The 20,813-nt window shown below is 54.6% G+C and carries 20 protein-coding genes and 1 riboswitch; of the genes, 8 read left to right on the forward strand and 12 right to left on the reverse strand.

The window, feature by feature from the left end:
* Positions 1–79: 79 nt before the first annotated feature.
* The 5 genes from AC2FC2_RS02445 to AC2FC2_RS02465 are packed head-to-tail and all read left to right on the forward strand — an operon-like array spanning position 80 to position 5,784.
* Positions 80–769: a transcriptional regulator gene (locus AC2FC2_RS02445; protein ID WP_209632208.1), complete on the forward strand. Its 690-nt coding sequence runs from the start codon at positions 80–82 to the stop codon at positions 767–769.
* An 18-nt stretch (positions 770–787) separates the two neighbouring features.
* Positions 788–1,774 carry a secretion protein HlyD gene (hlyD, locus tag AC2FC2_RS02450; protein WP_265554248.1) on the forward strand — a complete coding sequence of 329 codons (987 nt, stop codon included), beginning with the start codon at positions 788–790 and terminating at the stop codon, positions 1,772–1,774.
* 10 nt (positions 1,775–1,784) lie between these two features.
* Entirely contained in the window at positions 1,785–3,515 is a 1,731-nt protein-coding gene (locus AC2FC2_RS02455) for an ATP-binding cassette domain-containing protein (protein WP_490308578.1), read from the forward strand.
* Positions 3,512–4,666: an ABC transporter permease gene (locus tag AC2FC2_RS02460; protein ID WP_209632205.1), complete on the forward strand. Its 1,155-nt coding sequence runs from the start codon at positions 3,512–3,514 to the stop codon at positions 4,664–4,666. Before AC2FC2_RS02455 ends, AC2FC2_RS02460 begins: the two co-directional genes overlap by 4 nt.
* A gap of 11 nt (positions 4,667–4,677) precedes the next feature.
* Positions 4,678–5,784 carry an ABC transporter permease gene (locus AC2FC2_RS02465; RefSeq protein WP_490308579.1) on the forward strand — a complete coding sequence of 369 codons (1,107 nt, stop codon included), beginning with the start codon at positions 4,678–4,680 and terminating at the stop codon, positions 5,782–5,784.
* Between the two features lie 87 nt (positions 5,785–5,871).
* On the opposite strand, the gene AC2FC2_RS02470 is transcribed toward AC2FC2_RS02465, so the two are convergent.
* From AC2FC2_RS02470 to moaA, 6 genes are all read right to left on the reverse strand, one after another.
* The gene (locus tag AC2FC2_RS02470; RefSeq protein ID WP_209632203.1) at positions 5,872–6,582 is read right to left on the reverse strand and encodes a Bax inhibitor-1/YccA family protein; all 711 of its coding nucleotides are present in this window, start codon (positions 6,580–6,582) and stop codon (positions 5,872–5,874) included.
* A 187-nt stretch (positions 6,583–6,769) separates the two neighbouring features.
* Positions 6,770–7,237 carry a molybdopterin synthase catalytic subunit MoaE gene (gene moaE / locus AC2FC2_RS02475; RefSeq protein WP_265554869.1) on the reverse strand — a complete coding sequence of 156 codons (468 nt, stop codon included), beginning with the start codon at positions 7,235–7,237 and terminating at the stop codon, positions 6,770–6,772.
* Positions 7,238–7,239: 2 nt separating this feature from the next.
* Positions 7,240–7,485 carry a molybdopterin synthase sulfur carrier subunit gene (moaD, locus tag AC2FC2_RS02480; protein ID WP_209632202.1) on the reverse strand — a complete coding sequence of 82 codons (246 nt, stop codon included), beginning with the start codon at positions 7,483–7,485 and terminating at the stop codon, positions 7,240–7,242.
* Positions 7,482–7,961, reverse strand: coding sequence for a cyclic pyranopterin monophosphate synthase MoaC (moaC, locus tag AC2FC2_RS02485; protein WP_122077649.1), 480 nt, complete (start codon positions 7,959–7,961; stop codon positions 7,482–7,484). The genes moaD and moaC overlap by 4 nt, the downstream gene beginning before the upstream one ends.
* 4 nt (positions 7,962–7,965) lie before the next feature.
* A complete protein-coding gene (gene moaB / locus AC2FC2_RS02490) occupies positions 7,966–8,478 on the reverse strand; it encodes a molybdenum cofactor biosynthesis protein B (RefSeq protein WP_209632201.1) in 513 nt (170 codons plus the stop codon).
* A gap of 147 nt (positions 8,479–8,625) precedes the next feature.
* Positions 8,626–9,612, reverse strand: a complete 987-nt coding sequence (gene moaA, locus AC2FC2_RS02495) for a GTP 3',8-cyclase MoaA (protein WP_490658658.1) — start codon at positions 9,610–9,612, stop codon at positions 8,626–8,628.
* Positions 9,599–9,741: riboswitch (molybdenum cofactor riboswitch) on the reverse strand. It overlaps the preceding gene by 14 nt.
* Positions 9,742–10,001: 260 nt before the next feature.
* Between moaA and yvcK the strand changes: the two genes are divergently transcribed.
* Complete coding sequence (yvcK, locus tag AC2FC2_RS02500; protein WP_209632199.1) at positions 10,002–10,919, forward strand: uridine diphosphate-N-acetylglucosamine-binding protein YvcK; 918 nt, start codon at positions 10,002–10,004, stop codon at positions 10,917–10,919.
* Between the two features lie 4 nt (positions 10,920–10,923).
* Here yvcK and AC2FC2_RS02505 read toward each other — a convergent pair whose 3' ends face one another.
* Both AC2FC2_RS02505 and uvrB read right to left on the reverse strand, forming a co-directional pair.
* Entirely contained in the window at positions 10,924–11,181 is a 258-nt protein-coding gene (locus tag AC2FC2_RS02505; RefSeq protein ID WP_209632198.1) for a VF530 family protein, read from the reverse strand.
* Positions 11,182–11,288: 107 nt separating this feature from the next.
* Entirely contained in the window at positions 11,289–13,301 is a 2,013-nt protein-coding gene (gene uvrB / locus AC2FC2_RS02510) for an excinuclease ABC subunit UvrB (protein ID WP_209632197.1), read from the reverse strand.
* 1,273 nt (positions 13,302–14,574) lie between these two features.
* Between uvrB and AC2FC2_RS02515 the strand changes: the two genes are divergently transcribed.
* Together AC2FC2_RS02515 and AC2FC2_RS02520 are read left to right on the forward strand one after the other, a co-directional pair.
* Positions 14,575–15,285, forward strand: a complete 711-nt coding sequence (locus tag AC2FC2_RS02515; protein ID WP_209632196.1) for an ATP-binding cassette domain-containing protein — start codon at positions 14,575–14,577, stop codon at positions 15,283–15,285.
* A gap of 179 nt (positions 15,286–15,464) precedes the next feature.
* Positions 15,465–17,096, forward strand: coding sequence for a hypothetical protein (locus AC2FC2_RS02520; protein WP_209632195.1), 1,632 nt, complete (start codon positions 15,465–15,467; stop codon positions 17,094–17,096).
* A 57-nt stretch (positions 17,097–17,153) separates the two neighbouring features.
* On the opposite strand, the gene bioD is transcribed toward AC2FC2_RS02520, so the two are convergent.
* Genes bioD through bioB form a run of 4 tightly spaced genes read right to left on the reverse strand, consistent with a single transcriptional unit; the run spans position 17,154 to position 20,766 of the window.
* On the reverse strand, positions 17,154–17,834 hold the full coding sequence (gene bioD, locus AC2FC2_RS02525) for a dethiobiotin synthase (protein ID WP_404760135.1): 681 nt from the start codon (positions 17,832–17,834) through the stop codon (positions 17,154–17,156).
* Entirely contained in the window at positions 17,827–18,594 is a 768-nt protein-coding gene (gene bioC, locus AC2FC2_RS02530) for a malonyl-ACP O-methyltransferase BioC (protein ID WP_265554262.1), read from the reverse strand. Before bioC ends, bioD begins: the two co-directional genes overlap by 8 nt.
* Complete coding sequence (bioF, locus tag AC2FC2_RS02535) at positions 18,578–19,729, reverse strand: 8-amino-7-oxononanoate synthase (protein WP_209632192.1); 1,152 nt, start codon at positions 19,727–19,729, stop codon at positions 18,578–18,580. The genes bioC and bioF overlap by 17 nt, the downstream gene beginning before the upstream one ends.
* Positions 19,729–20,766, reverse strand: a complete 1,038-nt coding sequence (bioB, locus tag AC2FC2_RS02540; RefSeq protein ID WP_209632191.1) for a biotin synthase BioB — start codon at positions 20,764–20,766, stop codon at positions 19,729–19,731. Before bioB ends, bioF begins: the two co-directional genes overlap by 1 nt.
* Positions 20,767–20,813 lie beyond the last annotated feature (47 nt).

A 20,813-nucleotide genomic window follows, 5' to 3' on the forward strand; every position in this document is an offset into this window, starting at 1 on the left:
ATCACGGTTACTGATTGCATTTCGTGCAATCTGGCATAAAGTTAATCATATGATTGATTAACTTTAGCGAGCGTCATCAATGCCAAACAATCAAACGGCCAGCCGGGCTCGCGGTGAACAGGCACGCCAGCAGCTGATCGCCGCCGCCATCGAGATGTTCGGTGAATACGGCATTCAGGGTGCCACCACCCGCGATATTGCGCAGCGCGCCGGGCACAATATCGCGGCCATCACCTACTACTTCAATTCCAAAGAGGGCCTTTACCTGGCCGTCGCACAGTGGATTGCCGACTTTATCCAGCAGGCATTTCGCCCCCTGGCCGACGAGATTGATCGCTTCTGGCAGTTGCCAGAGGCCGAACGCCCGCGGGAATACTATCTCGAGCACCTTAAACGCGGCCTGCTGGCATTCAGCGACCTGATGACGCAACCGCAGACGCTCAACCTCAGCAAGATTATGTCGCGTGAGCAGCTTTCCCCCACTGACGCCTATCCTCTGATTCACCAACAAGTGGTCGCCCCCTTGCATGACAAGCTTTGCCGACTGCTGGCGGCCTACACAGGCATCGACCCGCATTCGACCAAAATCGTGCTGCATACCCACGCACTGATTGGCGAAGTGTTGTCGTTCCGCGTGGCGAGGGAAACCGTACGCCGGCAGGCTGGCTGGCAGCAAATCGGCACCGCCGAGGCGGATCAAATCAGCGAAGTGTTGGCTGAACACATTGAAATTCTGGTTAATGGGCTGCGCCAACGCTATGGCGCGTAAATTCAGGCAGGGAGTGTTATGAATAAGAAACGCAGTGCCCTCATTGTTGCAGTTATTGTACTTATCGCCGCGGCCATTTACGGGGTTTGGTATTACCAACAGCAGCAAGAAAAACCGCTGACGCTGTACGGCAACGTAGATATCCGCACAGTGAATTTGGGGTTCCGTGTTGATGGGCGGCTGGCGTCGCTGACGGTCGATGAAGGCGATACCCTCCAGCCTGGGCAATTGCTAGGCAAACTGGACGATGCCCCATACCTCAATGCATTGCAGCAGGCGCAGGCTAACGTGGGTAGCGCCAAAGCCAAACTGGCACTGCTGCTGGCCGGTTATCGCGCCGAGGAAATTGCGCAGGTACGCTCAGAAGTGGCTCAACGTCTGTCGGCCTTTAACTACGCCGATAGCTTCCTGAAGCGGCAACAAGGGCTGTGGGCAAAAAACGCCACCTCCGCCGACGCGCTGGAAGATGCCCGTACCTCACGCAATCAAGCCCTGGCCAACCTGCAAGCGTCGAAAGACAAGCTATCGCAATACCTGAGCGGTAACCGCCCACAGGAGATTGAAGAAGCCAAAGCTAACCTTGCGCAAAGCGAAGCCGCGCTGGCTCAGGCGCAGCTGAATTTACAAGATACCCGTCTGGTTTCCCCGTCAGCGGGCACGGTGCTGACCCGTGCGGTCGAACCGGGCAGCATGCTTGCCGCCGGTGGCACGGTATTTACCCTGTCGCTGACGCGCCCGGTGTGGGTGCGCGCCTATGTCAACGAAGTCAGTCTGGGCAAAGCAGCCCCCGGCACCGAACTGGAAATTTATACTGACAGCCGGCCAAACAAGCCGTATCACGGCAAAATCGGCTTTGTGTCACCCACCGCTGAATTCACGCCGAAAAGCGTGGAAACGCCGGACCTGCGCACCGATTTGGTGTACCGGCTACGCGTTATCGTCACTGACGCCGATGACGCATTGCGCCAGGGAATGCCAGTCACCGTTCGCTTTGCCAAACCTTAAGGGGGTGGTGATGGAACAGGTGATTGAACTTGAAGCGCTGGAAAAACGTTTCCCGACATTGGAAAAGCCGGCGGTCGCCAGCCTCACCACCCGACTGACCAGCGGTGCCGTCACCGGGCTGGTTGGCCCAGACGGCGCGGGTAAAACCACCCTGCTGCGTATGCTGGCAGGGCTACTGAAACCCAGTAGCGGCACACTGCGTGTCGCCGGGCTGGATCCGATCGCCCAGGATCGCCAGCTGCACGCCATCCTCGGTTACATGCCACAGAAATTTGGCCTGTATGAAGATCTGACGGTGATGGAAAACCTGACGCTTTACGCCGATCTGCGCGGTGTGACCGGTGATCTGCGTAAACAGACGTTTGATCGGCTGCTGACATTTACCGATCTCACCCGCTTCACCACCCGGTTGGCGGGCAAACTTTCCGGCGGCATGAAGCAAAAGCTCGGGCTGGCCTGTACGCTGGTCGGGCAGCCGCAGGTGCTGCTGCTGGATGAGCCTGGCGTCGGGGTCGATCCGATCTCACGGCGCGAACTGTGGCGCATGGTGCACGAACTGGCCAACGACGGCATGTTGATCCTGTGGAGCACCTCTTATTTGGACGAAGCTGAACAGTGCCGCGAAGTTTTGCTGCTCAATGAGGGCGAGCTGCTCTTTAGTGGCGCCCCCCAGGATCTTACCCAGCGCATGGCTGGGCGCACCGTGCTGATCGCGCCGCCCGCCGGTAATCACCGGGCCCTGCTGCAACGGGCGATCTGTCTGCCTGCAGTCACTGACGGTGTGATCCAGGGTAAATACCTGCGATTGATCCTCAAAGAAGGTGAAGATCATCGGCAATTGCTACAGGCGCTGGATCTGCCGGATGCCGAATTGAGCGAGGCGGATCCTCGGTTTGAAGATGCGTTTATCGATTTGCTCGGCGGTGGACCGAACAGTAAATCAGCGCTGGCGGAGATCATGCCTACCGTTGAAGGCGAAAAAACTGAAACCGTGATCGAAGCGCAGGGGCTGACAAAGAAATTTGGCGACTTCGCCGCCACCGATCACGTGGACTTCACAGTGCAACGCGGTGAGATTTTTGGCCTGCTGGGCCCGAACGGTGCCGGTAAATCCACCACGTTTAAAATGATGTGCGGGTTATTGGTGCCAACCGAAGGCAAAGCACTGGTGCTGGGTATGGATCTCAAAACCAGTTCCGGCAAGGCTCGCCAGCATTTGGGGTATATGGCGCAGAAATTCTCGCTGTACGGTAACCTGACCGTGGCGCAAAACCTGAAGTTTTTCTCCGGGGTTTACGGCCTGAGCGGCAAGGCGCAGCGCGAAAAAATCGGCGAGATGTCCAACGCCTTCAATTTTGGCCCCATCCTCGACCAAACACCGGATTCGCTGCCGCTTGGCTTCAAACAGCGGTTAGCGCTGGCCTGCGCACTTATGCACGAGCCGGATATTCTGTTTCTCGATGAACCGACCTCCGGCGTCGATCCGCTGACCCGCCGTGAGTTTTGGCTGCACATTAATGGCATGGTGGACAAAGGCGTGACCGTGATGGTCACCACCCACTTTATGGACGAAGCGGAATACTGCGACCGCATTGGGCTGGTGTACCGCGGCAAGATCATTGCCGCAGGCACTCCGGACGATCTCAAGCACCAGATCGCCAGCGCCGAGAATCCCAATCCGTCGATGGAGCAGGCGTTTATCGAACTGGTGCAAGGTTATGATCAGGAAGAGCAGCCATGAGTAGCAAAATGGCCACCCGCGACGACAGCGGTTTTTCCTGGCGACGCCTGCGCGCACTGTGCCTGAAAGAGACGCGGCAAATCCTGCGCGATCCGAGCAGCGGGCTGATCGCCTTTGTCATTCCACTGATGCTGCTGTTTATCTTCGGTTACGGCATCAATCTGGACTCCAGCAAGCTGCGGCTGGGGATCCTGATGGAACAACAAAGCGAAGATGCACGCGATCTGGCGAATGCCTTTGCCGGCTCACCCTATATCGAACCGACCATTAGCGATAACCGTCAACAGTTAATCCAACTGATGCAGGCGGGCCGTATCCGCGGGCTGGTCGTGATCCCCAATGATTTTGCTCAACGCATGGCACGGCCACAAGATAGCGCACCGATTCAAATTATTACCGACGGTAGCGAGCCAAACACCGCCAACTTTGTTCAAGGTTATACCCAGGGAGTGTGGCAAATCTGGCAGCAGCAACGCGCCACCGATCGCGGGCGTGAGGAAAAGCCGTTAATTGATGTTCAGATGCGCTATTGGTTCAACCCGGCGGCGATCAGCCGGCATTACATTATCCCCGGCGCCATCACCATTATCATGACGGTGATCGGCGCTATCCTTACCTCACTGGTGATCGCCCGTGAATGGGAACGTGGCACCATGGAAGCTCTGCTCTCCACTCAGGTCACGCGTGCCGAACTGCTGTTGTCCAAACTGGTGCCTTATTACTTCCTCGGCATGATCGCCATGGTGTTGTGCATGGGGGTGTCGGTATGGGTACTTGGCGTCCCCTACCGCGGCTCGCTGCTGATTTTATTCGTCATCAGTAGCCTGTTCCTTGCCAGTACGCTCGGCATGGGGCTGCTGATTTCGACCATCACCCGTAACCAGTTCAACGCAGCAATGGTGGCGCTGAATGCTGCCTTTCTGCCGTCGATCATGCTGTCTGGATTTATCTTCCAGATAGACAGCATGCCGGCCATCGTGCGGGCCGTAACCTACATCATTCCGGCGCGTTACTTCGTCAGCACGCTACAAACGCTGTTTCTGGCGGGCAACGTCGGCACAGTGCTGATGGTTAACCTGTTGTTCCTGATCGCTTCGGCGGTGGTATTTATTGGCCTGACCGCCTGGAAAACCCAGCGACGGCTGGATTAAGGAGCTAGATGATGTTTCACCGTCTTTGGACGTTAATCATCAAGGAAATGCAGACGTTACTGCGCGATCCGCAAACGCGGACCATTTTGATTATGCCGGTGATCTTGCAGGTCCTGCTGTTCCCGTTCGCCGCTACGCTGGAGGTGACCAATGCCACCATCGCGGTTTATAGCGAAGACAGCGGCCATGCCTCCGTCGAACTGACCCAGCGTTTTGCCAAAGCAAAAGCCTTCTCCCATGTGCTGCTGTTGCGTAGCCCACAGGAGATCCAAGCCACCATCGACAATCAAAAAGCCCTGCTGCTGATCCGCTTCCCAGCGCAATTCTCGCGTGATATCGCTACTGGCAATACCGCCCCGCTGCAGCTGTTGTTGGATGGGCGCAACTCCAACAGTGCGCAGATCGCTGCCAACTATGTGCAGCAAATTGTACAGGACTATCAAAATGAGCTGATCGGTGAGCGCGCCAAGCCTAACAACAGCGAGTTGGTAATACGCAATTGGTATAACCCGAACCTGGACTATAAATGGTTTGTGGTGCCGTCATTGATTGCCATGATCACCACCATCGGCGTGCTGATTGTCACCTCACTGTCAGTAGCACGTGAGCGCGAACAGGGTACGCTGGAACAGCTGTTGGTGTCGCCGTTAACCACCTGGCAGATATTTATCGGCAAAGCGGTCCCCGCGCTGATCGTCGCGACCTTCCAGGCCAGCATCGTGTTGTTGATTGGTATCTTTATCTATCAGATTCCGTTCGCCGGTTCACTGCTGCTGTTCTACGGCACGATGCTGGTTTACGGGCTGTCGTTGGTGGGGTTCGGCTTGCTGATTTCGTCGCTGTGCGCCACTCAGCAACAGGCGTTTATCGGTGTATTCGTGTTTATGATGCCGGCTATCCTGCTTTCCGGTTATGTCTCACCAGTGGAAAACATGCCGGTATGGCTGCAAAACCTCACCTGGCTCAACCCGATCCGCCACTTTACCGACATCACCAAACAGATTTACCTGAAGGACGCCAGTTTCAGCATCATCTGGCACAGCCTGTGGCCGCTGTTGGTGATTACCGCCACCACCGGCAGCGCCGCCTACGCCATGTTCCGCCGCAAAATTGCATAAAAAAAGACTCTGCGATAGGGATCGCAGAGTCTTACTATTCACTATAAATTCTATGGATTTCAAGCTGCAGTTTGAAAGAAGACGGATTTAGCGGCGGTTGCCGAAAATACGTAGCAACATCAAGAACAGGTTGATGAAATCAAGGTACAGCGTCAGTGCGCCGACAATGGCGTATTTACGGAAGCTGTCTTTGTCATCCGAGTTCAGCTGCTCGCCCATGGCTTTCAGCTTCTGGGTGTCGTACGCCGTCAGGCCAACAAATACCACCACACCGATGTAGGTAATCGCCCACATCAGCGCCGAGCTTTTCAGCCAGATATTGACCAGTGAAGCCAGCACAATCCCGATCAGCGCCATAAACAGCATGCTGCCGAAACCACTCAAATCACGCTTGGTGGTGTAGCCGTACAGGCTCATTGCACCGAACATACCGGCAGTCACCACAAACGTGCTGGCGATTGAACTGTAGGTATAAGCGATGAAAATGCTGGAAAGCGTCAACCCGGTCAGTGCCGAATAGAGCATAAACAGCGCGGTGGCTACCGTACCGTTCAGGCGGTTGACCATACCGGAAATGACAAACACCAGCCCCAACTGCACGATAATCAGGCCGAAGAAGGTGATCTGGCTGGAGAAGATAAAGTTAAGGATCGCAGGCGTGTTAGCCGCGTACCAGGAAACAAACGCCGTCAACAGCATGCCGCAGGTCATCCAGCCATAAACCTGCGCCATGTAAGCCTGAATGCCGCTGTTGGCACGTTCGACGATTGAACCATTAGAGCGTGGATATCGGTCCATGACGGTTACCTTTTATGTGTGAAACAAGATTTAAATCCCCCGATACCCATCGCCTTTCAAGCCCCAGTTTGCCTGGCGGTAACTTGAAATTCATAGGGTATCCCAAGGATCTACCTGCTATAAGCGTACCACAGAAAACCTAACGCGAAAGCAGCAAAGGTATTGATTTGTTTCCGCTGTTTATCGGCTATTTAACCGCTTTATGCCAGCGTTCCGCCGCCTGTCGATCGCTGTCACGCGCATCGACCCAGCGGTCACCCTGCCCAACCGCTTCACGCTTCCAGAAGGGTGCGCGAGTTTTCAGGTAATCCATGATGAACTCGGTGGCTTCAAAAGCCATGCTGCGGTGCGCACTGGTCACGCCAACAAACACGATTTCATCGCCAGGAAACAGCTCGCCCACGCGGTGGATGACCGTTGCACGCTGCAACGGCCAGCGGCTACGGGCTTCGTCCAGGATCTCCGCCAACGCTTTTTCGGTCATACCCGGATAATGTTCCAGCGTTAGCGCACTGACGTTATCGCCCAGATTGTGATTACGCACCTTGCCGGTAAACGTCACGACAGCGCCATCGTCATCGCACTGCGCCAACCATTGGTATTCATCACCCACATTGAATGGCGCTTCACCTACGCGGATACGGGTATTTTCCACCATTAACCTCCGGTTACCGGTGGAAAGAAAGCGACTTCATCACCTGCGCGCAGCGGGTGTTCCGCTGCCACCAGCGACTGATTCACCGCGGTCAGTAGCTTTCCGGACTCCAGTGCCAGCGCCCAGCGATCACCCCGGGAACACAGCGCCTTACGCAGTGCCTCTACCGTAGGGTAGTCCGCCGGCATAGACAAATCGCCGGTGCCAACCAGTTCGCGCACCTGCGCAAAAAACAGAATATTAATCATAGTTCCACCTTAAAATCACCGGACTTACCGCCGCTTTTCGCCAGTAGCCGCACCGGGCCGATCACCATATCTTTCTGTACCGCTTTACACATGTCATAAATGGTCAACGCAGCCACCGAGGCTGCGGTCAGGGCTTCCATTTCAACCCCCGTCTTACCGGTCAACCGGCAGCAGGTTTCAATCCGTACCCGGCTGTGTTCCGGCTGTGCCTCCAGCTGCACTTCAACTTTGCTCAGCATCAGTGGGTGACACAGTGGGATCAGTTCCCAGGTGCGTTTTGCCGCCTGAATACCGGCTATGCGCGCCGTGGCGAATACGTCACCCTTGTGGTGACTGCCGTCGATAATCATCGCCAGAGTTGCGGGTAGCATCTCCACGAAAGCCTCGGCACGCGCCTCGCGCACCGTCTCAGCTTTAGCGGAAACATCGACCATATGGGCTTCGCCCGCGGCGTTAATGTGAGTTAGCTGCGTCATATTTTTATTTCTTCAGATGTGGCAGGAAGTTGCACGGACGGTGGCGTGCGTCCAGTTGCTCTCCAATAATACGTTCCCAGGCCGTACGGCAGGCCCGGGTCGATCCAGGCATGGCAAAAATCACCGTCTGGTTAGCAATCCCAGCCAAGGCACGCGATTGGATGGTGGCGGTGCCAATCTCTTCATAAGACACCATGCGGAACAGCTCGCCGAACCCTTCCACTTCACGATCAAACAGCGGCAACAGGGCTTCCGGCGTGTTATCACGGGCCGTAAAACCGGTGCCGCCGGTAATCAGCACTGCCTGAACTTTTTCGTCGGCGATCCACGCGGAAACTTGTGCACGGATTTGATAAATGTCGTCTTTGCTGATGGCGCGATCCACAACCTGGTGCCCCGCTTCAAGCGCGGCTTCCTGCAGGTATTGGCCGGAGGTATCTTCTGCTTCACCACGACTGTCTGAAACGGTCAAAATAGCGATATGTGCCGGAATGAATTCACTGCTGGCATGACTCATTGTTCAATATGCTCCTGTTTAGGATACCCAATAGATTTCAAGTTGCAGCTCGGCGGCCAGTGCGTCAATCCCCAGGCGCTGACTCAAGTCAGTGACTGGGGTGCACGCTCGCAGCCAACAAGGCTGCGGCTTGAAATATGCCGGGTATCAGCCGCCGATAAACGACAGGTTTTGCGTGATGCCACTGTTGCCCTGGTGCAGGAAGTGGGTTTGCTTTTTGGTCAGCAGCCCGCCCTGAATGCGATCCTTCAATTCCTCAAGCTGGCTGTCATCCGCCAGCAGATCGCGCAAGGTAATGCCCTGTTCACCAAACAGACACAGGTGCAGGTTACCGATGGCGGACACCCGCAGTCGGTTGCAACTGGCACAGAAATCTCTCTCGTACGGCATGATTAAGCCCACCTCGCCCTGATAGTCCGGGTGACTGAACACCTGGGCCGGACCGTCGCTACGGCCGCGTGGCTGGCGCTGCCAACCTTGCTGCTCCAGCTGTAAGCGAATCACATCGCCAGACACGTGGTGTTTGCGGAACAGTTCTCCGCCCTCGCCGGTTTCCATCAGTTCGATAAAACGCAGTTGGATTGGGCGGTCTTTTATCCAGTGCAGGAAGGTACCCAATTGCTGATGGTTAACATCACGCATCAGCACGGCATTAACCTTGACCTTGTTGAAACCGGCAGTGAAAGCGGCATCGATACCCTCCATCACCTGACGGAATTTATCTTGGCCGGTGATGGCATGAAATTGTCGGGGATCCAGGCTGTCGACGCTGACGTTGATTGCCGTCAGGCCGGCATCACGCCAGCCGGCGACGTCGCGCGCCAGACGGTAGCCATTCGTGGTCACGGCAAGCTGGCGTATAGCCGGGTTTTCACGCACGGCGGCAATGATCTCGGTAAAATCGCGACGCAGCGAGGGCTCGCCGCCGGTCAGGCGCACTTTTTCTGTGCCCAGCTCGGCGAATGCGCGGCTAACACGTCTGATCTCATCCAGTGACAAGAAGGTTTTTGGGCTACCATTAGGACGATAGCCATCCGGCAGGCAGTAGGTGCAACGAAAGTTACACACGTCGGTAATCGACAGGCGCAAGTAATAGAACTTACGCTCATAAGCATCAATGAGTTGCGGCACCATAACACCTTCCAAAGTCGGGAGGCGCGAGCGTTTCCACTCTGCACCCTGGTGGCTAACTTCGCCACGGCCAAAGCGCCATATCATCCGCGAGAACAACGTAGGCCCAGAGGCTAGGAGTTTTGGTTTCAGTTCCTACTGATTGAGTAGCCGGAACGAAACCGTGGTTTTCATCAGAATTCTAGCGCTAAACAAACTGGATAGCCAACGCGCAATTTCGCTATATAATTGTGTATACAGCGATTTTAGGCGGCTCCAAATCTGATAAACCATGATAAACGCCCTTTACGCAGACGAATTGACCGGAATCACGTGAATCACACTCTTTTTCGCGTTTTTGCGCCAAATCCGCTACTTTATGCGGGCAGTTAAGCCCCTTTGTAAGGAAATTTATGCGTAATCGTACCCTGGCCGATCTCGATCGGGTGGTGGCATTAGGTGGTGGCCATGGCCTGGGCCGCGTAATGTCTTCCCTGTCGTCTTTAGGATCCCGTTTAACCGGTATTGTCACCACCACCGATAACGGCGGCTCAACCGGCCGTATCCGACGTTCAGAAGGCGGCATCGCCTGGGGCGACACCCGTAACTGCCTCAATCAGTTGATCACGGAACCGAGCGTGGCTTCCGCCATGTTTGAATATCGTTTCAGCGGCAATGGTGAGCTCTCGGGACACAACCTCGGCAACCTGATGCTGAAGGCATTGGATCACCTCAGCGTTCGCCCACTGGAAGCGATCAATCTGGTGCGAAGCTTACTGAAGGTAGATGCAGCCCTGATCCCGATGTCCGAGCAGCCCGTGGATCTGATGGCGCACGACCACGAAGGCAACCATGTCTACGGTGAAGTGAATGTCGATCAACTGACCGACATGCCGCAAGAGTTGATGCTGTCACCGCGCGTCAACGCGACGCGCGAAGCGCTGGATGCCATTGCACAGGCCGATGTGATTCTGATCGGGCCAGGTAGCTTCCTGACCAGCCTGATGCCCCTGCTGCTGCTTGATGACCTCACGCAGGCCTTGCGCCGCAGCAGCGCCAATATGATTTATATCGGTAACCTGGGACGGGAACTGAGCGTCGCGGCTGCAGCCTTGACGCTGAAAAATAAGCTGGAGCTGATGGAAGAGAAGATTGGTCGCCAGATGATCGACGCGCTGATTGTCGGCCCCTCGGTGGATGCCAGTGAAGTGCAAGATCGCGTGGTGATCAAACAACCGCTGGAAGCGACCGATATCCCCTACCGCCACGATCGTCAATTGCTGCGCCAGGCGCTGGATCAGGCGTTGATCGAATTAGGCACCCGCGCCTAAGCACTTACTTGCCGCCACGCAACCACGGGTTATCGCTGGCGGCTTTTTCGATCATGTCGATGTAAAGATCTTCCACCTGCTTGCGCGCCCAAGGGGTACGACGCAAAAACTTGAGGCTGGACTTAATGCTGGGATCACTGCTGAAGCAGTTGATGCGAATGCGTTCAGCCAGCCCCGACCAACCGTAGCTCTCCACCAGTTTATTCAGAAGTTGTTCCAGAGTGACGCCGTGCAGCGGGTCTTTGGACTGGTGTTCGGTCATGATCGGTAGCTCGTTGTAGTGAATTGGCCGCACACCATAATCAGCTTTGGCGGGAGCGACAAGGACTTTATGTTTGGCAGCGCCGCGCTCCGCGGCGCCCCAACCGGTCACGAAATAGCGATAAACTGCTCGCGCAGTTGGTGAATCTCGTCGCGCAAGCCCGCCGCCTGTTCGAACTCAAGGTTCTGTGCGTGGGTGTACATCTGCGCTTCCAGCTCGCGGATTTTTTGATCCAGCGCTTTCGGCGTGAGGTTCTGGTATTGCTCGGTATTTTCCGCCGCCTTGCCCTTCCCTCGGCCTTTACCGCGATTACCCGGTTTGCCCAGCTGCAGAATATCGGAAATTTTCTTGTTCAGGCCCTGTGGCACAATGCCGTTTTCTTCGTTGAACGCCTGCTGTTTGGCGCGGCGGCGTTCAGTCTCGCCGATCGCCCTGGCCATTGAGTCGGTAATTCTGTCGCCGTAAAGAATCGCCTTGCCGTTCAGGTTACGCGCAGCACGGCCAATGGTCTGGATTAACGAACGTTCAGAACGCAGGAAGCCTTCTTTATCGGCGTCCAAAATCGCCACCAGTGACACCTCAGGCATGTCCAACCCCTCACGCAGTAAGTTGATACCCACCAGCACATCAAACTCGCCCAGGCGCAGGTCACGAATGATTTCGACACGTTCTACGGTATCAATGTCCGAATGCAGGTAACGTACGCGCTCACCGTGTTCTTCCAGGTATTCCGTCAGGTCTTCCGCCATGCGTTTGGTCAAGGTGGTGACCAACACGCGTTCGTTGATCGCCACCCGCTTACGGATCTCGGAAAGCAGGTCATCCACCTGCGTCGTCACAGGCCGCACTTCTATCTGAGGATCCAGTAGCCCAGTCGGCCGCACAACCTGATCGATGATGTCATCACCGGATTTCTCCAGCTCATACTTGCCTGGCGTAGCTGACACATAAATCGTCTGCGGAGCCAGTGCTTCAAATTCTTCAAAACGCAGCGGGCGGTTGTCCAGTGCCGAAGGCAGACGGAAACCGTATTCGACCAAGGTTTCCTTACGCGAACGGTCGCCCTTGAACATGGCCCCGATTTGCGGAATGGTGACGTGGGATTCGTCGACCACCAGCAGGCCATCCGCCGGTAAATAATCAAACAGCGTTGGGGGCGGCTCACCTTCTCCACGCCCTGACAGATAGCGCGAGTAGTTTTCAATGCCGGAGCAATAGCCCAGTTCGTTCATCATCTCCAGATCAAACTGGGTGCGTTGCGTCAAACGTTGTTCTTCCAGCAGTTTATTGTTGGCCAGCAACACCTTTCGCCGCTCGGCCAGATCCACTTTGATCTCTTCCATCGCCTGCAGGATCCGCTCACGCGGCGTCACGTAGTGCGACTTTGGATAAATGGTAAAGCGCTGCACTATCTGCTCGATCTGCCCGGTCAAGGGATCAAACAGCGAAAGCCGTTCAACTTCTTCGTCAAACAGCTCAATGCGCAGCGCCAACTCGTCTGATTCAGCCGGGAAAATATCGATCACCTCGCCACGTACGCGGAAAGTTGCACGCTGGAAGGCCTGATCGTTACGGGTATATTGCAGCTCTGCCAAGCGGCGCAGAATCGAACGCTGATCGATAATCATGCCTTTGGTCAAATGCAGCATCATCTTCAGGTACAGATCCGGATCGCCCAAGCCGTAGATCGCGGACACCGACGCCACCACGATAACATCACGACGCTCCAGCAACGCTTTAGTCGCAGAAAGGCGCATTTGTTCGATGTGTTCATTCACCGCGGCGTCTTTCTCAATAAACGTGTCGGAACTCGGGACGTAGGCTTCGGGTTGGTAGTAGTCGTAGTAAGAAACAAAATACTCGACCGCATTCTCGGGAAAGAACTCTTTCATCTCGCCGTAAAGCTGTGCCGCCAGCGTTTTGTTGGGTGCCAGCACCATGGTTGGCCGGTTCAGATCGGCGATCACATTGGCGATAGTGAAGGTCTTACCCGAACCGGTAACGCCCAACAGCGTCTGGTGAGCCAGGCCGTCTTCCAGGCCCTCTTCCAGCTTACTGATGGCTTGCGGCTGATCGCCGGCCGGTTTGAAATCAGAATGCAGTTTGAAAATTTTACTCATTGACTCGGCTACCCTGTGGAGATGTGCGCGCTCAGGCGGCCATAGAGCTGATGCTCGATGAATGGCCTCTAATTATGGAAAGCCCCGGCGATTTTCGCCAGTGCCTATGATACTGGATATAAAACCAGCTTCAAGCGATTCGTCTGTTTAGCGTGCGTCAAACCAGGCGGAATGCACCGGCAGGGTTACAGCGGCGTGACATTTTTATTGTCAATAACAGATTTATCCCCAAAATCCGCCACGAATTAACTTATTGATAGCACTGCGGTGAAAAATCATACATAGAGACTTCATCAATACATTGGCCGCTTGATTTTAGTTAATTTATTGATAAATAACTAATTTATAAAAAAGACGAGATTGCGGACAAAGCGAACAGAACCCGCGTCAGCTCTCGCTTCAAACCGCTTTTCTAAATCTAATGCACAAGGTTATCCACAGGAATAGTGGATAACTCTCACCGCCCCGCCAGCGACGGGAGTTGCAGAAAGAACGCTTTTTGCCATTTCTCATTGCCTGAACGGCTTTTTTAGTTATTTTTTCACAGAAATATCGCTTTGTTTATGCCGATTAATGCTAAAAAGCCCCATTGCCAAAAACAGATTTATCTCATTGTTGCCGTCACCTGTTGCATCTTTCCACAACCGCCGAAACAGCTTGCACCATAACCATTCTGCAGAGCACTGGAAGAGTGCAAAAATCGTCCGCGTTAACTTTCCCCCGCTTTTCTCACTTGTTCAACACCCTTGCCTTAGCCCGGCCAGCCGTTAACAAGGCAATAACAATCCCTCATTTTTAACTGATTTCAAAAGTTGGCCCATAGCTTGCATTACCTTTGCATACCCAATAACTACCGGGATAAATATCCACTAATGAACGGGGAAATGATCGGCTATCCGTTCACTCAAAAGGCAGCACGAAATAGCCATCATTTGCGTGTAAAAAACAAAAGAACGCTGATAAACAGCTATTAGTCGCCATTTTTGGCTCCCTATTGCTGATTTAAGCCTGAACCTAACTACCTCATTAAAGGTAGCTTAACAGCATTTTATTCTGGACATTAAGACACTCGGGAAAGAAACCGCAAACGCGGAAACGGCAACAAGGATTGGAAAAAACAAGGAAGTAGAGAGTTCGATTAACGTTCCTGCGCCGGTCGTCCTGTCGCACTACCCGGTGCGAACAGCGCGGCCCGTTGAGGGGACGTTCCGCCAGCGCCCCAAGGGGGCGTACATCCACGAGTGGAATACAGGTCTTTGAGGAGAAATGCCAAATGTTGAGTTTAAGGGCAGTAAATCAGTTCTACGGCCAAAATCACACCCTTTGGGACATCAATCTTGAGCTGCAACGCGGCCAATGTACGGTGCTGATTGGCCGTAACGGCGTGGGAAAAACCACACTGGTCAACTGTATTATGGGTCACTTGCCTGTCGTCAGTGGCAGCATGACCTGGCAATTGGCCGGCGAACCTCCGCAGAATCTATTACAGCAACCGGTTGAAACCCGAGCCGCTCTGGGAATCAGCTATGTACCCCAGGGCCGGCAGATCTTTTCTCAGCTCAGCGTAGAAGAAAATCTGCAGGTAGCACTCATGGCCGGCCGCGATAAGACCCGCCGTATTCCGCCATTGATTTACGCCCTGTTCCCCAACCTGCGGGAAATGCGCAGTCGCCGCGCCGGCGACTTAGGCGACGGTGAACAACAACAGCTGGCGATTGGCCGTGCCCTGGTATTGGAACCCGAGTTACTGATACTCGATGAACCCACTCACGGCGTTCAGCCGACGATCGCTGGCGACATCGCTAACGTGATTCGTAAACTTAACCGCGAACTGGGTATGACTATCCTGTTAGTCGAGCACAAACTGCCGTTTGTTCGTCGCGTAGCGGATCGTTTTTGCCTCATGGATCAGGGACGCAGTGTGGCAGATGGCACACTGGAACAGTTGGATGAGGAATTGATCAATGCCTATTTGGCAGTGTGACAGGCGGGGCGTGAAATATTTCGCCCCACTTCTTATTGAAGATCGAGAACGGGTGCTTTGCTAAGGACACCCGCTGTTGTACCAACACTGACAGAACCATGCCGTCTGGCGACTGCCAAGCCTTCCCTTCATATTCAACGGGTTTTCACACCATTTAAACTTGAATTGAGGGTTAGACCATGGCTGATAATGACGCACAATTTATTCAATATAGCGATCTGGACAATAAGCACTGGACGTTAAAAGAACGCCTCGATGTGGAAGGCATTTACGTCAAGTCACGTGACGAACTGATCAAAGCGCAAACCTTCATTAAAGACACATTAAAAAGACCAGCAATCGTCAAATTCACTGCGCCCTTTGAGGAATGGGTCGCGCCCAAGACCGATATCGACGTAGGCTTCGTTTATATCGACGGTAATGGCGTAAAAATTACCACTAATATTCCAGGTGGTACTGAAAGCGATCACAACTATTTTATGCGTTGCTACGCAACGTCTCTCGCATTGGATAATGGGATCCCCATTCGTCCAGCACCTATCCTGAAAAACTTTACTGTCAAAGGAATAGGAGCAAAACAACCCGAAGTGGAGGGTCAGCCTCCAGTGTATAATTTTATTGATGGGATCATTTTTCAATCACCGGAAAGTTTGCTGGGAAACTTCGCCGTAAGCAGCGTTTATATTTCCGGTTTTTATTACGGCATGTATTTTGGTACCAACGCCTATATTGGACATCACTATGCCTGTGAGATCGTCCGCTGCTTTGAATGCGTGCATATGCCACACGCTGACTCTGGGGCTAAAAACTTTGGGGAAGGTATCAATTTCTTTGGCGGTACCCTTGGTAATTCGCAAGGGCTTGCTATCGGCAACCAGAATCCTAACGGTGCATTTCGTTTCTTTGGCACATCAATAGATTACGCCAGTGCCATTGTGAATGTGAAAGCCGGCAGCGTCGAATTGCACGGCTGTCATATCGAGTTCAACAATGAAAACAGCCTAATCACAGATATCCCATTCCGCTGTAGTGCTAACCAGAATGCTTCATTACTCATTCAAGGTGGAGAGATCATCACGCTGAAAGGCTCTTTGCCTCAAGACTATTGTTTTTACGCCGAAACGGGTAGCAGCGGAATCATTGTCGAAAACGTTAAATTCTATGGGGTAAGAACCCTGACCGGTCGTTATTTCGGCGGCACCGGCGACTTCGTGATTAGCAATAGCCGTCTCGACGGCGGCGGCGCGGGTGCCGGTATTCAAACCTTGACCACCGAGAACAATAACAAAATAAAGGACGGCAATTTTTCATTTACCACCAAACCCTTTGGCTGGGAAGTCTCCGGCGGTAATATCAACGATCCTTTCACTTCAGATGCCATTACTCTCGCCATCGAATCAGGGGCAGGCATTAACGGCAGCAATGCACTAAAAGTGACCAAACTGGGCAATACCAATTCCAGGGCGGGCGTGCAGTTGGTTGTTCCCGTTTCGCAATATGAACAACTCGGTGCCTGTTTTACGATGAAAATACTGAATGGCGGCACCAGCAATATCTATAGCTCACTCCAGTACGCCTGCATTCAGGAAACGGAAGGCAACGGCGTATCAATCATCGCCAAATCGGATACCGCCGCCTGGGACGGCACGCTCAGGGTCACTGACTATGCCGAGTTCAAAGAGTATCGTTTTAACAGCAACAGACGAAAAGTGCCGGTTTGGGCAACCCATGTCATCTTGTCTTTCAATTTGTATGCGTTAGCGAAAAACGGGGTGCTTTACCTCGATAATGCTTGCATCACCGCCATGTAAAACAGTAAATCAGGTTATCTCCGTCCATGGCGAGTCCATGGACGGAGGATTTAACACTCAAAGGGATAAAACGCTCAAATCCAGGTAATGCCCCAACGCTTGTCGTTCAGGTTCAGGCAGATGCGGGATCTCGCCCAATAACGGTGCAGGCAACCTGCGGCGCAGCGTAGTCAGATATTCTTGATGCCGGCGGCCCGGCGCACTGACGTCATTGGCAATCCAGCCGACCAGCGACAGCCCCGCCTGCTGAATCGCCTGCGCGGTCAGCATTGCATGGTTAATGCAGCCCAGTTTAATACCCACCACCAAAATCACCGGCAGCTGTTCCTGCTGTACCCAGTCCGCAAAGGTATATTGCTCGCAAAGTGGTGTAAACCAGCCCCCTGCCCCTTCCGTTAGCAGCCAGTCTGCTTTCTGTTCCAAATGACGTAATCCAGCAGAAAGCTGCGCCAGTTCGATCGGTCGGCCTTCATCAGCGCTGACAATATGCGGTGACGTCGGTTCGGCAAAAACGTAAGGGTTCACTTCGTGGTAGCTCAGCGCCACCGCACTGTTAGCCTGCAATGCCAACGCATCACTGTTGCGCAATCCCTCGTCAGTCATTTCACTGCCGGAAGCCACCGGCTTGTAACCCGCAGTGCGGTAACCCGCCAGATTGGCGGCCTGCAGCAAGGCACTGCTCGCCACCGTTTTGCCGACTTCGGTATCGGTCCCGGTGACAAACCAACGCTTAATCACGATAAATTACTCCATAAACCAGATGATAACTCAGCGGAAATAGCCCATGTTGACAGGGATAGGCCGCCTGTAAGGCCGCAAGCCGCCGGCGAGACAGCAGCCCGGCCTCGCGGCCTTGATGCAAATGGGTCGCCCCGATCCCTTTGAGCGATCGCATCAGCGCCATGACATCCGGATAGTTCAGGGTTTGCCATTCCACGTCCAGACGGTGACGATAGTCTGCACAGGCCGACGCGATCTGCGCCAACGGCAGGAAATCATTCACATGGCGTTCGCCGTCCACCTGCTGCCAGGCGTCGCCTAACTCACGTAACGAGCCAGCCGCCAGGGTTGAAAAAAGAATCATGCCGCCTGGGCGCGTGACGCGGTATAACTCCGCTAACGCACGCGGCAGATCGTTGCACCATTGGACGACCAGGCTGCTAAAGCACATATCCACTGCCTCCGCGGGAAGCGGTACGTTTTCGATATCCCCCAGCAGGTAATGATCCGCCGCCTGTTGCTGGCGAGCAAACGCCAACATGCCCGGAGCCAGATCGAGCGCAGTGACCTGTTTGCCCAATGCACGCCAACGACGGCTGAAGTGACCGGTGCCACAGCCCGCATCGAGCAATTGCTCACCGCGGTGCTCCTGCCCCATCCCCAGCAAGCGCTCACCAACATCACGTTGCAACACCGCTGCAGCGTCATAACTGCCCGCCGCACGGCTGAAAGCCGAGGCTACGGCGTGCTTATTAACCGGCTCAAACGCTGACGTCATGCAATACCTCCAACAACCGGTCAATATCCTGCGCTTGATGTGCCGCCGTCAGGGTAATGCGCAGACGCGCGCTACCTGGCGGCACCGTTGGCGGACGGATAGCACTCACCCACAGGCCTTGCGCACGCAAGTGCTGTGCCAGATCGAGTGCACGCTGGTTATCCCCAACCAGCAGCGGCTGAATGGCAGTAACCGACGCCGTCAGGGTAAGCGATAACTGAGCTGCCCCCTGGCGGAAACGTTGAATGTTGTCCTGCAATCTGGCGCGTAGTTCGTCGCCCTGCTGGATGCAGTGCAAAGCCGCTTGCAGTGCGCAGGCCTGTGCCGGTGGCATTGCCGTGCTGTAAATCAAATGGCGGGCAAACTGCAGCAGGTATTCGGCCGTGGCTTCATCGCACAGCACGGCTGCCCCACTGAGGCCAAAAGCTTTGCCAAAGGTGACCACCAGCAATTCCGGTCGCACCCCTTGCTGCCAGCAACTGCCACGCCCTTGTTCACCCTGAACGCCAATACCGTGCGCATCGTCGACCATCAGCCAGGCGCCCGCTTGGCGGGTCAAACGTTGCAGCTCTACCAATGGCGCACTGTCACCGTCCATGCTGAAAACGCCTTCAGTGACCGCCAACGTTTGGCCACCGCAGGATTTCGTCAGCAAATCGGCTAATGCTTGCGGCTGATTGTGGCGGAAACGCCGCAACTGGGCGGGAGAATGCGCCGCGGCTTCCAACAGCGAGGCATGGCTAAGGCGGTCCGCTAAAATGCGGTCCTCCGCTTGCATCAACGCCGCAAGCAGTGCCTGATTTGCGGCATAGCCAGAAATAAACAGCAGCGCACGGGGATAGCCGAGCCATTCCGCCAATTGTTGTTCCAGCACCTGATGCGCCGCAGAGAACCCCGTTACGTGGCCAGAGCCGCCAGAGCCGACACCATACTGCTGCGCGCCCTGCTGCCAGGCGGCGATCACTCGCGCGTCCTGGCTCAGGCCAAGGTAGTCGTTGCCGGAAAAATTTAGGTAGCGCTCGCCGTTAAGCTGAATATGGCGGCTATTGCCGCCCTGATTAACCTGCCGGCGCCGATAAGCAGCACTCTGTTGCCGCTCATCCAGCGCCTGTTCAATTCGTTGTTGCCAGCTCATTACAGCGCCGCGTTATAGAACTCAGCAGTATCGGCCTGCATCAGTCGTGCAGCCAGCACTTCTTGTTGCTGGTTGTCGCCATGCTCGGTTTCGGTCTGCTGCGGGTTCAAGCCCAGCTTACGGAACAATTGCAGATCTTTATCCTCTTCCGGATTAGGTGTCGTCAGCAATTTACAGCCATAGAAGATGGAGTTGGCACCAGCCATAAAGCACATCGCCTGGGTTTGCTCGTTCATTTGCTCACGCCCGGCAGAAAGGCGTACGTATGAACCCGGCATCATGATGCGTGCAACCGCGATAGTGCGGATAAAATCAAAAGGATCGACGTCTTCGTTATCCGCCAGTGGCGTACCTTTTACCTTCACCAACATGTTGATCGGCACACTTTCAGGCGGGGTTGGCAAATTGGCCAACTGCACCAACAACCCGGCGCGGTCGCGAACCGTCTCGCCCAACCCAACAATGCCGCCAGAACACACTTTAATGCCCGCTCCGCGTACCTTGCCCAGCGTATCCAGACGTTCCTGGTAGCTGCGGGTGGTGATAATGCTGCCGTAGAATTCCGGCGAGGTGTCCAGGTTGTGGTTGTAATAGTCCAACCCCGCCTCTGCCAACCGTTCCGCCTGAGTGCCGTCCAGCGTGCCCAGCGTCATGCAGGTTTCCATGCCCATCGCCTTCACCCCTTGCACCATCTGTTGCAAGTAAGGCATATCGCGCTCATGCGGGTTTTTCCACGCCGCCCCCATGCAGAAACGCGTCGACCCATTCGCCTTGGCCTTACGTGCAGACTCCAGCACCTGCTCCACCTGCATCAACCGTTCAGACTCCAGGCCCGTTTTGTAACGTGAACTTTGCGGGCAATATTTGCAGTCTTCCGGGCAGGCACCTGTTTTGATTGATAACAGCGTGCTCACCTGCACCTGACGCGGGTCAAAATGCTGGCGGTGGACAGTCTGTGCTTCAAACAACAGCTCAAGCAGGGGTTTATCAAACAGGGTCTGGGCAAGACCCACTGTCCAGTGAATGCGATCGGCCATCACGGCGTCTCCAAAAATAAAAAAAGTGTCGTCAGTTTAGATATTGT

Source organism: Serratia sp. CoH_122_TC_1 (genome assembly GCF_058191755.1).

What these genes read in the sequence shown, in the direction of transcription:
- bioB (WP_209632191.1), bottom strand. Translation starts at nt 20,766, where the DNA reads ATGGCCGATCGCATTCACTGGACAGTGGGTCTTGCCCAGACCCTGTTT.
- moaD (WP_209632202.1), bottom strand. Translation starts at nt 7,485, where the DNA reads ATGATTAATATTCTGTTTTTTGCGCAGGTGCGCGAACTGGTTGGCACC.
- moaB (WP_209632201.1), bottom strand. Translation starts at nt 8,478, where the DNA reads ATGAGTCATGCCAGCAGTGAATTCATTCCGGCACATATCGCTATTTTG.
- AC2FC2_RS02460 (WP_209632205.1), top strand. Translation starts at nt 3,512, where the DNA reads ATGAGTAGCAAAATGGCCACCCGCGACGACAGCGGTTTTTCCTGGCGA.
- AC2FC2_RS02470 (WP_209632203.1), bottom strand. Translation starts at nt 6,582, where the DNA reads ATGGACCGATATCCACGCTCTAATGGTTCAATCGTCGAACGTGCCAAC.
- yvcK (WP_209632199.1), top strand. Translation starts at nt 10,002, where the DNA reads ATGCGTAATCGTACCCTGGCCGATCTCGATCGGGTGGTGGCATTAGGT.
- AC2FC2_RS02520 (WP_209632195.1), top strand. Translation starts at nt 15,465, where the DNA reads ATGGCTGATAATGACGCACAATTTATTCAATATAGCGATCTGGACAAT.
- hlyD (WP_265554248.1), top strand. Translation starts at nt 788, where the DNA reads ATGAATAAGAAACGCAGTGCCCTCATTGTTGCAGTTATTGTACTTATC.
- AC2FC2_RS02445 (WP_209632208.1), top strand. Translation starts at nt 80, where the DNA reads ATGCCAAACAATCAAACGGCCAGCCGGGCTCGCGGTGAACAGGCACGC.
- AC2FC2_RS02515 (WP_209632196.1), top strand. Translation starts at nt 14,575, where the DNA reads ATGTTGAGTTTAAGGGCAGTAAATCAGTTCTACGGCCAAAATCACACC.
- AC2FC2_RS02505 (WP_209632198.1), bottom strand. Translation starts at nt 11,181, where the DNA reads ATGACCGAACACCAGTCCAAAGACCCGCTGCACGGCGTCACTCTGGAA.
- uvrB (WP_209632197.1), bottom strand. Translation starts at nt 13,301, where the DNA reads ATGAGTAAAATTTTCAAACTGCATTCTGATTTCAAACCGGCCGGCGAT.
- bioC (WP_265554262.1), bottom strand. Translation starts at nt 18,594, where the DNA reads ATGACGTCAGCGTTTGAGCCGGTTAATAAGCACGCCGTAGCCTCGGCT.
- bioF (WP_209632192.1), bottom strand. Translation starts at nt 19,729, where the DNA reads ATGAGCTGGCAACAACGAATTGAACAGGCGCTGGATGAGCGGCAACAG.
- AC2FC2_RS02455 (WP_490308578.1), top strand. Translation starts at nt 1,785, where the DNA reads ATGGAACAGGTGATTGAACTTGAAGCGCTGGAAAAACGTTTCCCGACA.
- moaA (WP_490658658.1), bottom strand. Translation starts at nt 9,612, where the DNA reads ATGGTGCCGCAACTCATTGATGCTTATGAGCGTAAGTTCTATTACTTG.
- moaC (WP_122077649.1), bottom strand. Translation starts at nt 7,961, where the DNA reads ATGACGCAGCTAACTCACATTAACGCCGCGGGCGAAGCCCATATGGTC.
- AC2FC2_RS02465 (WP_490308579.1), top strand. Translation starts at nt 4,678, where the DNA reads ATGTTTCACCGTCTTTGGACGTTAATCATCAAGGAAATGCAGACGTTA.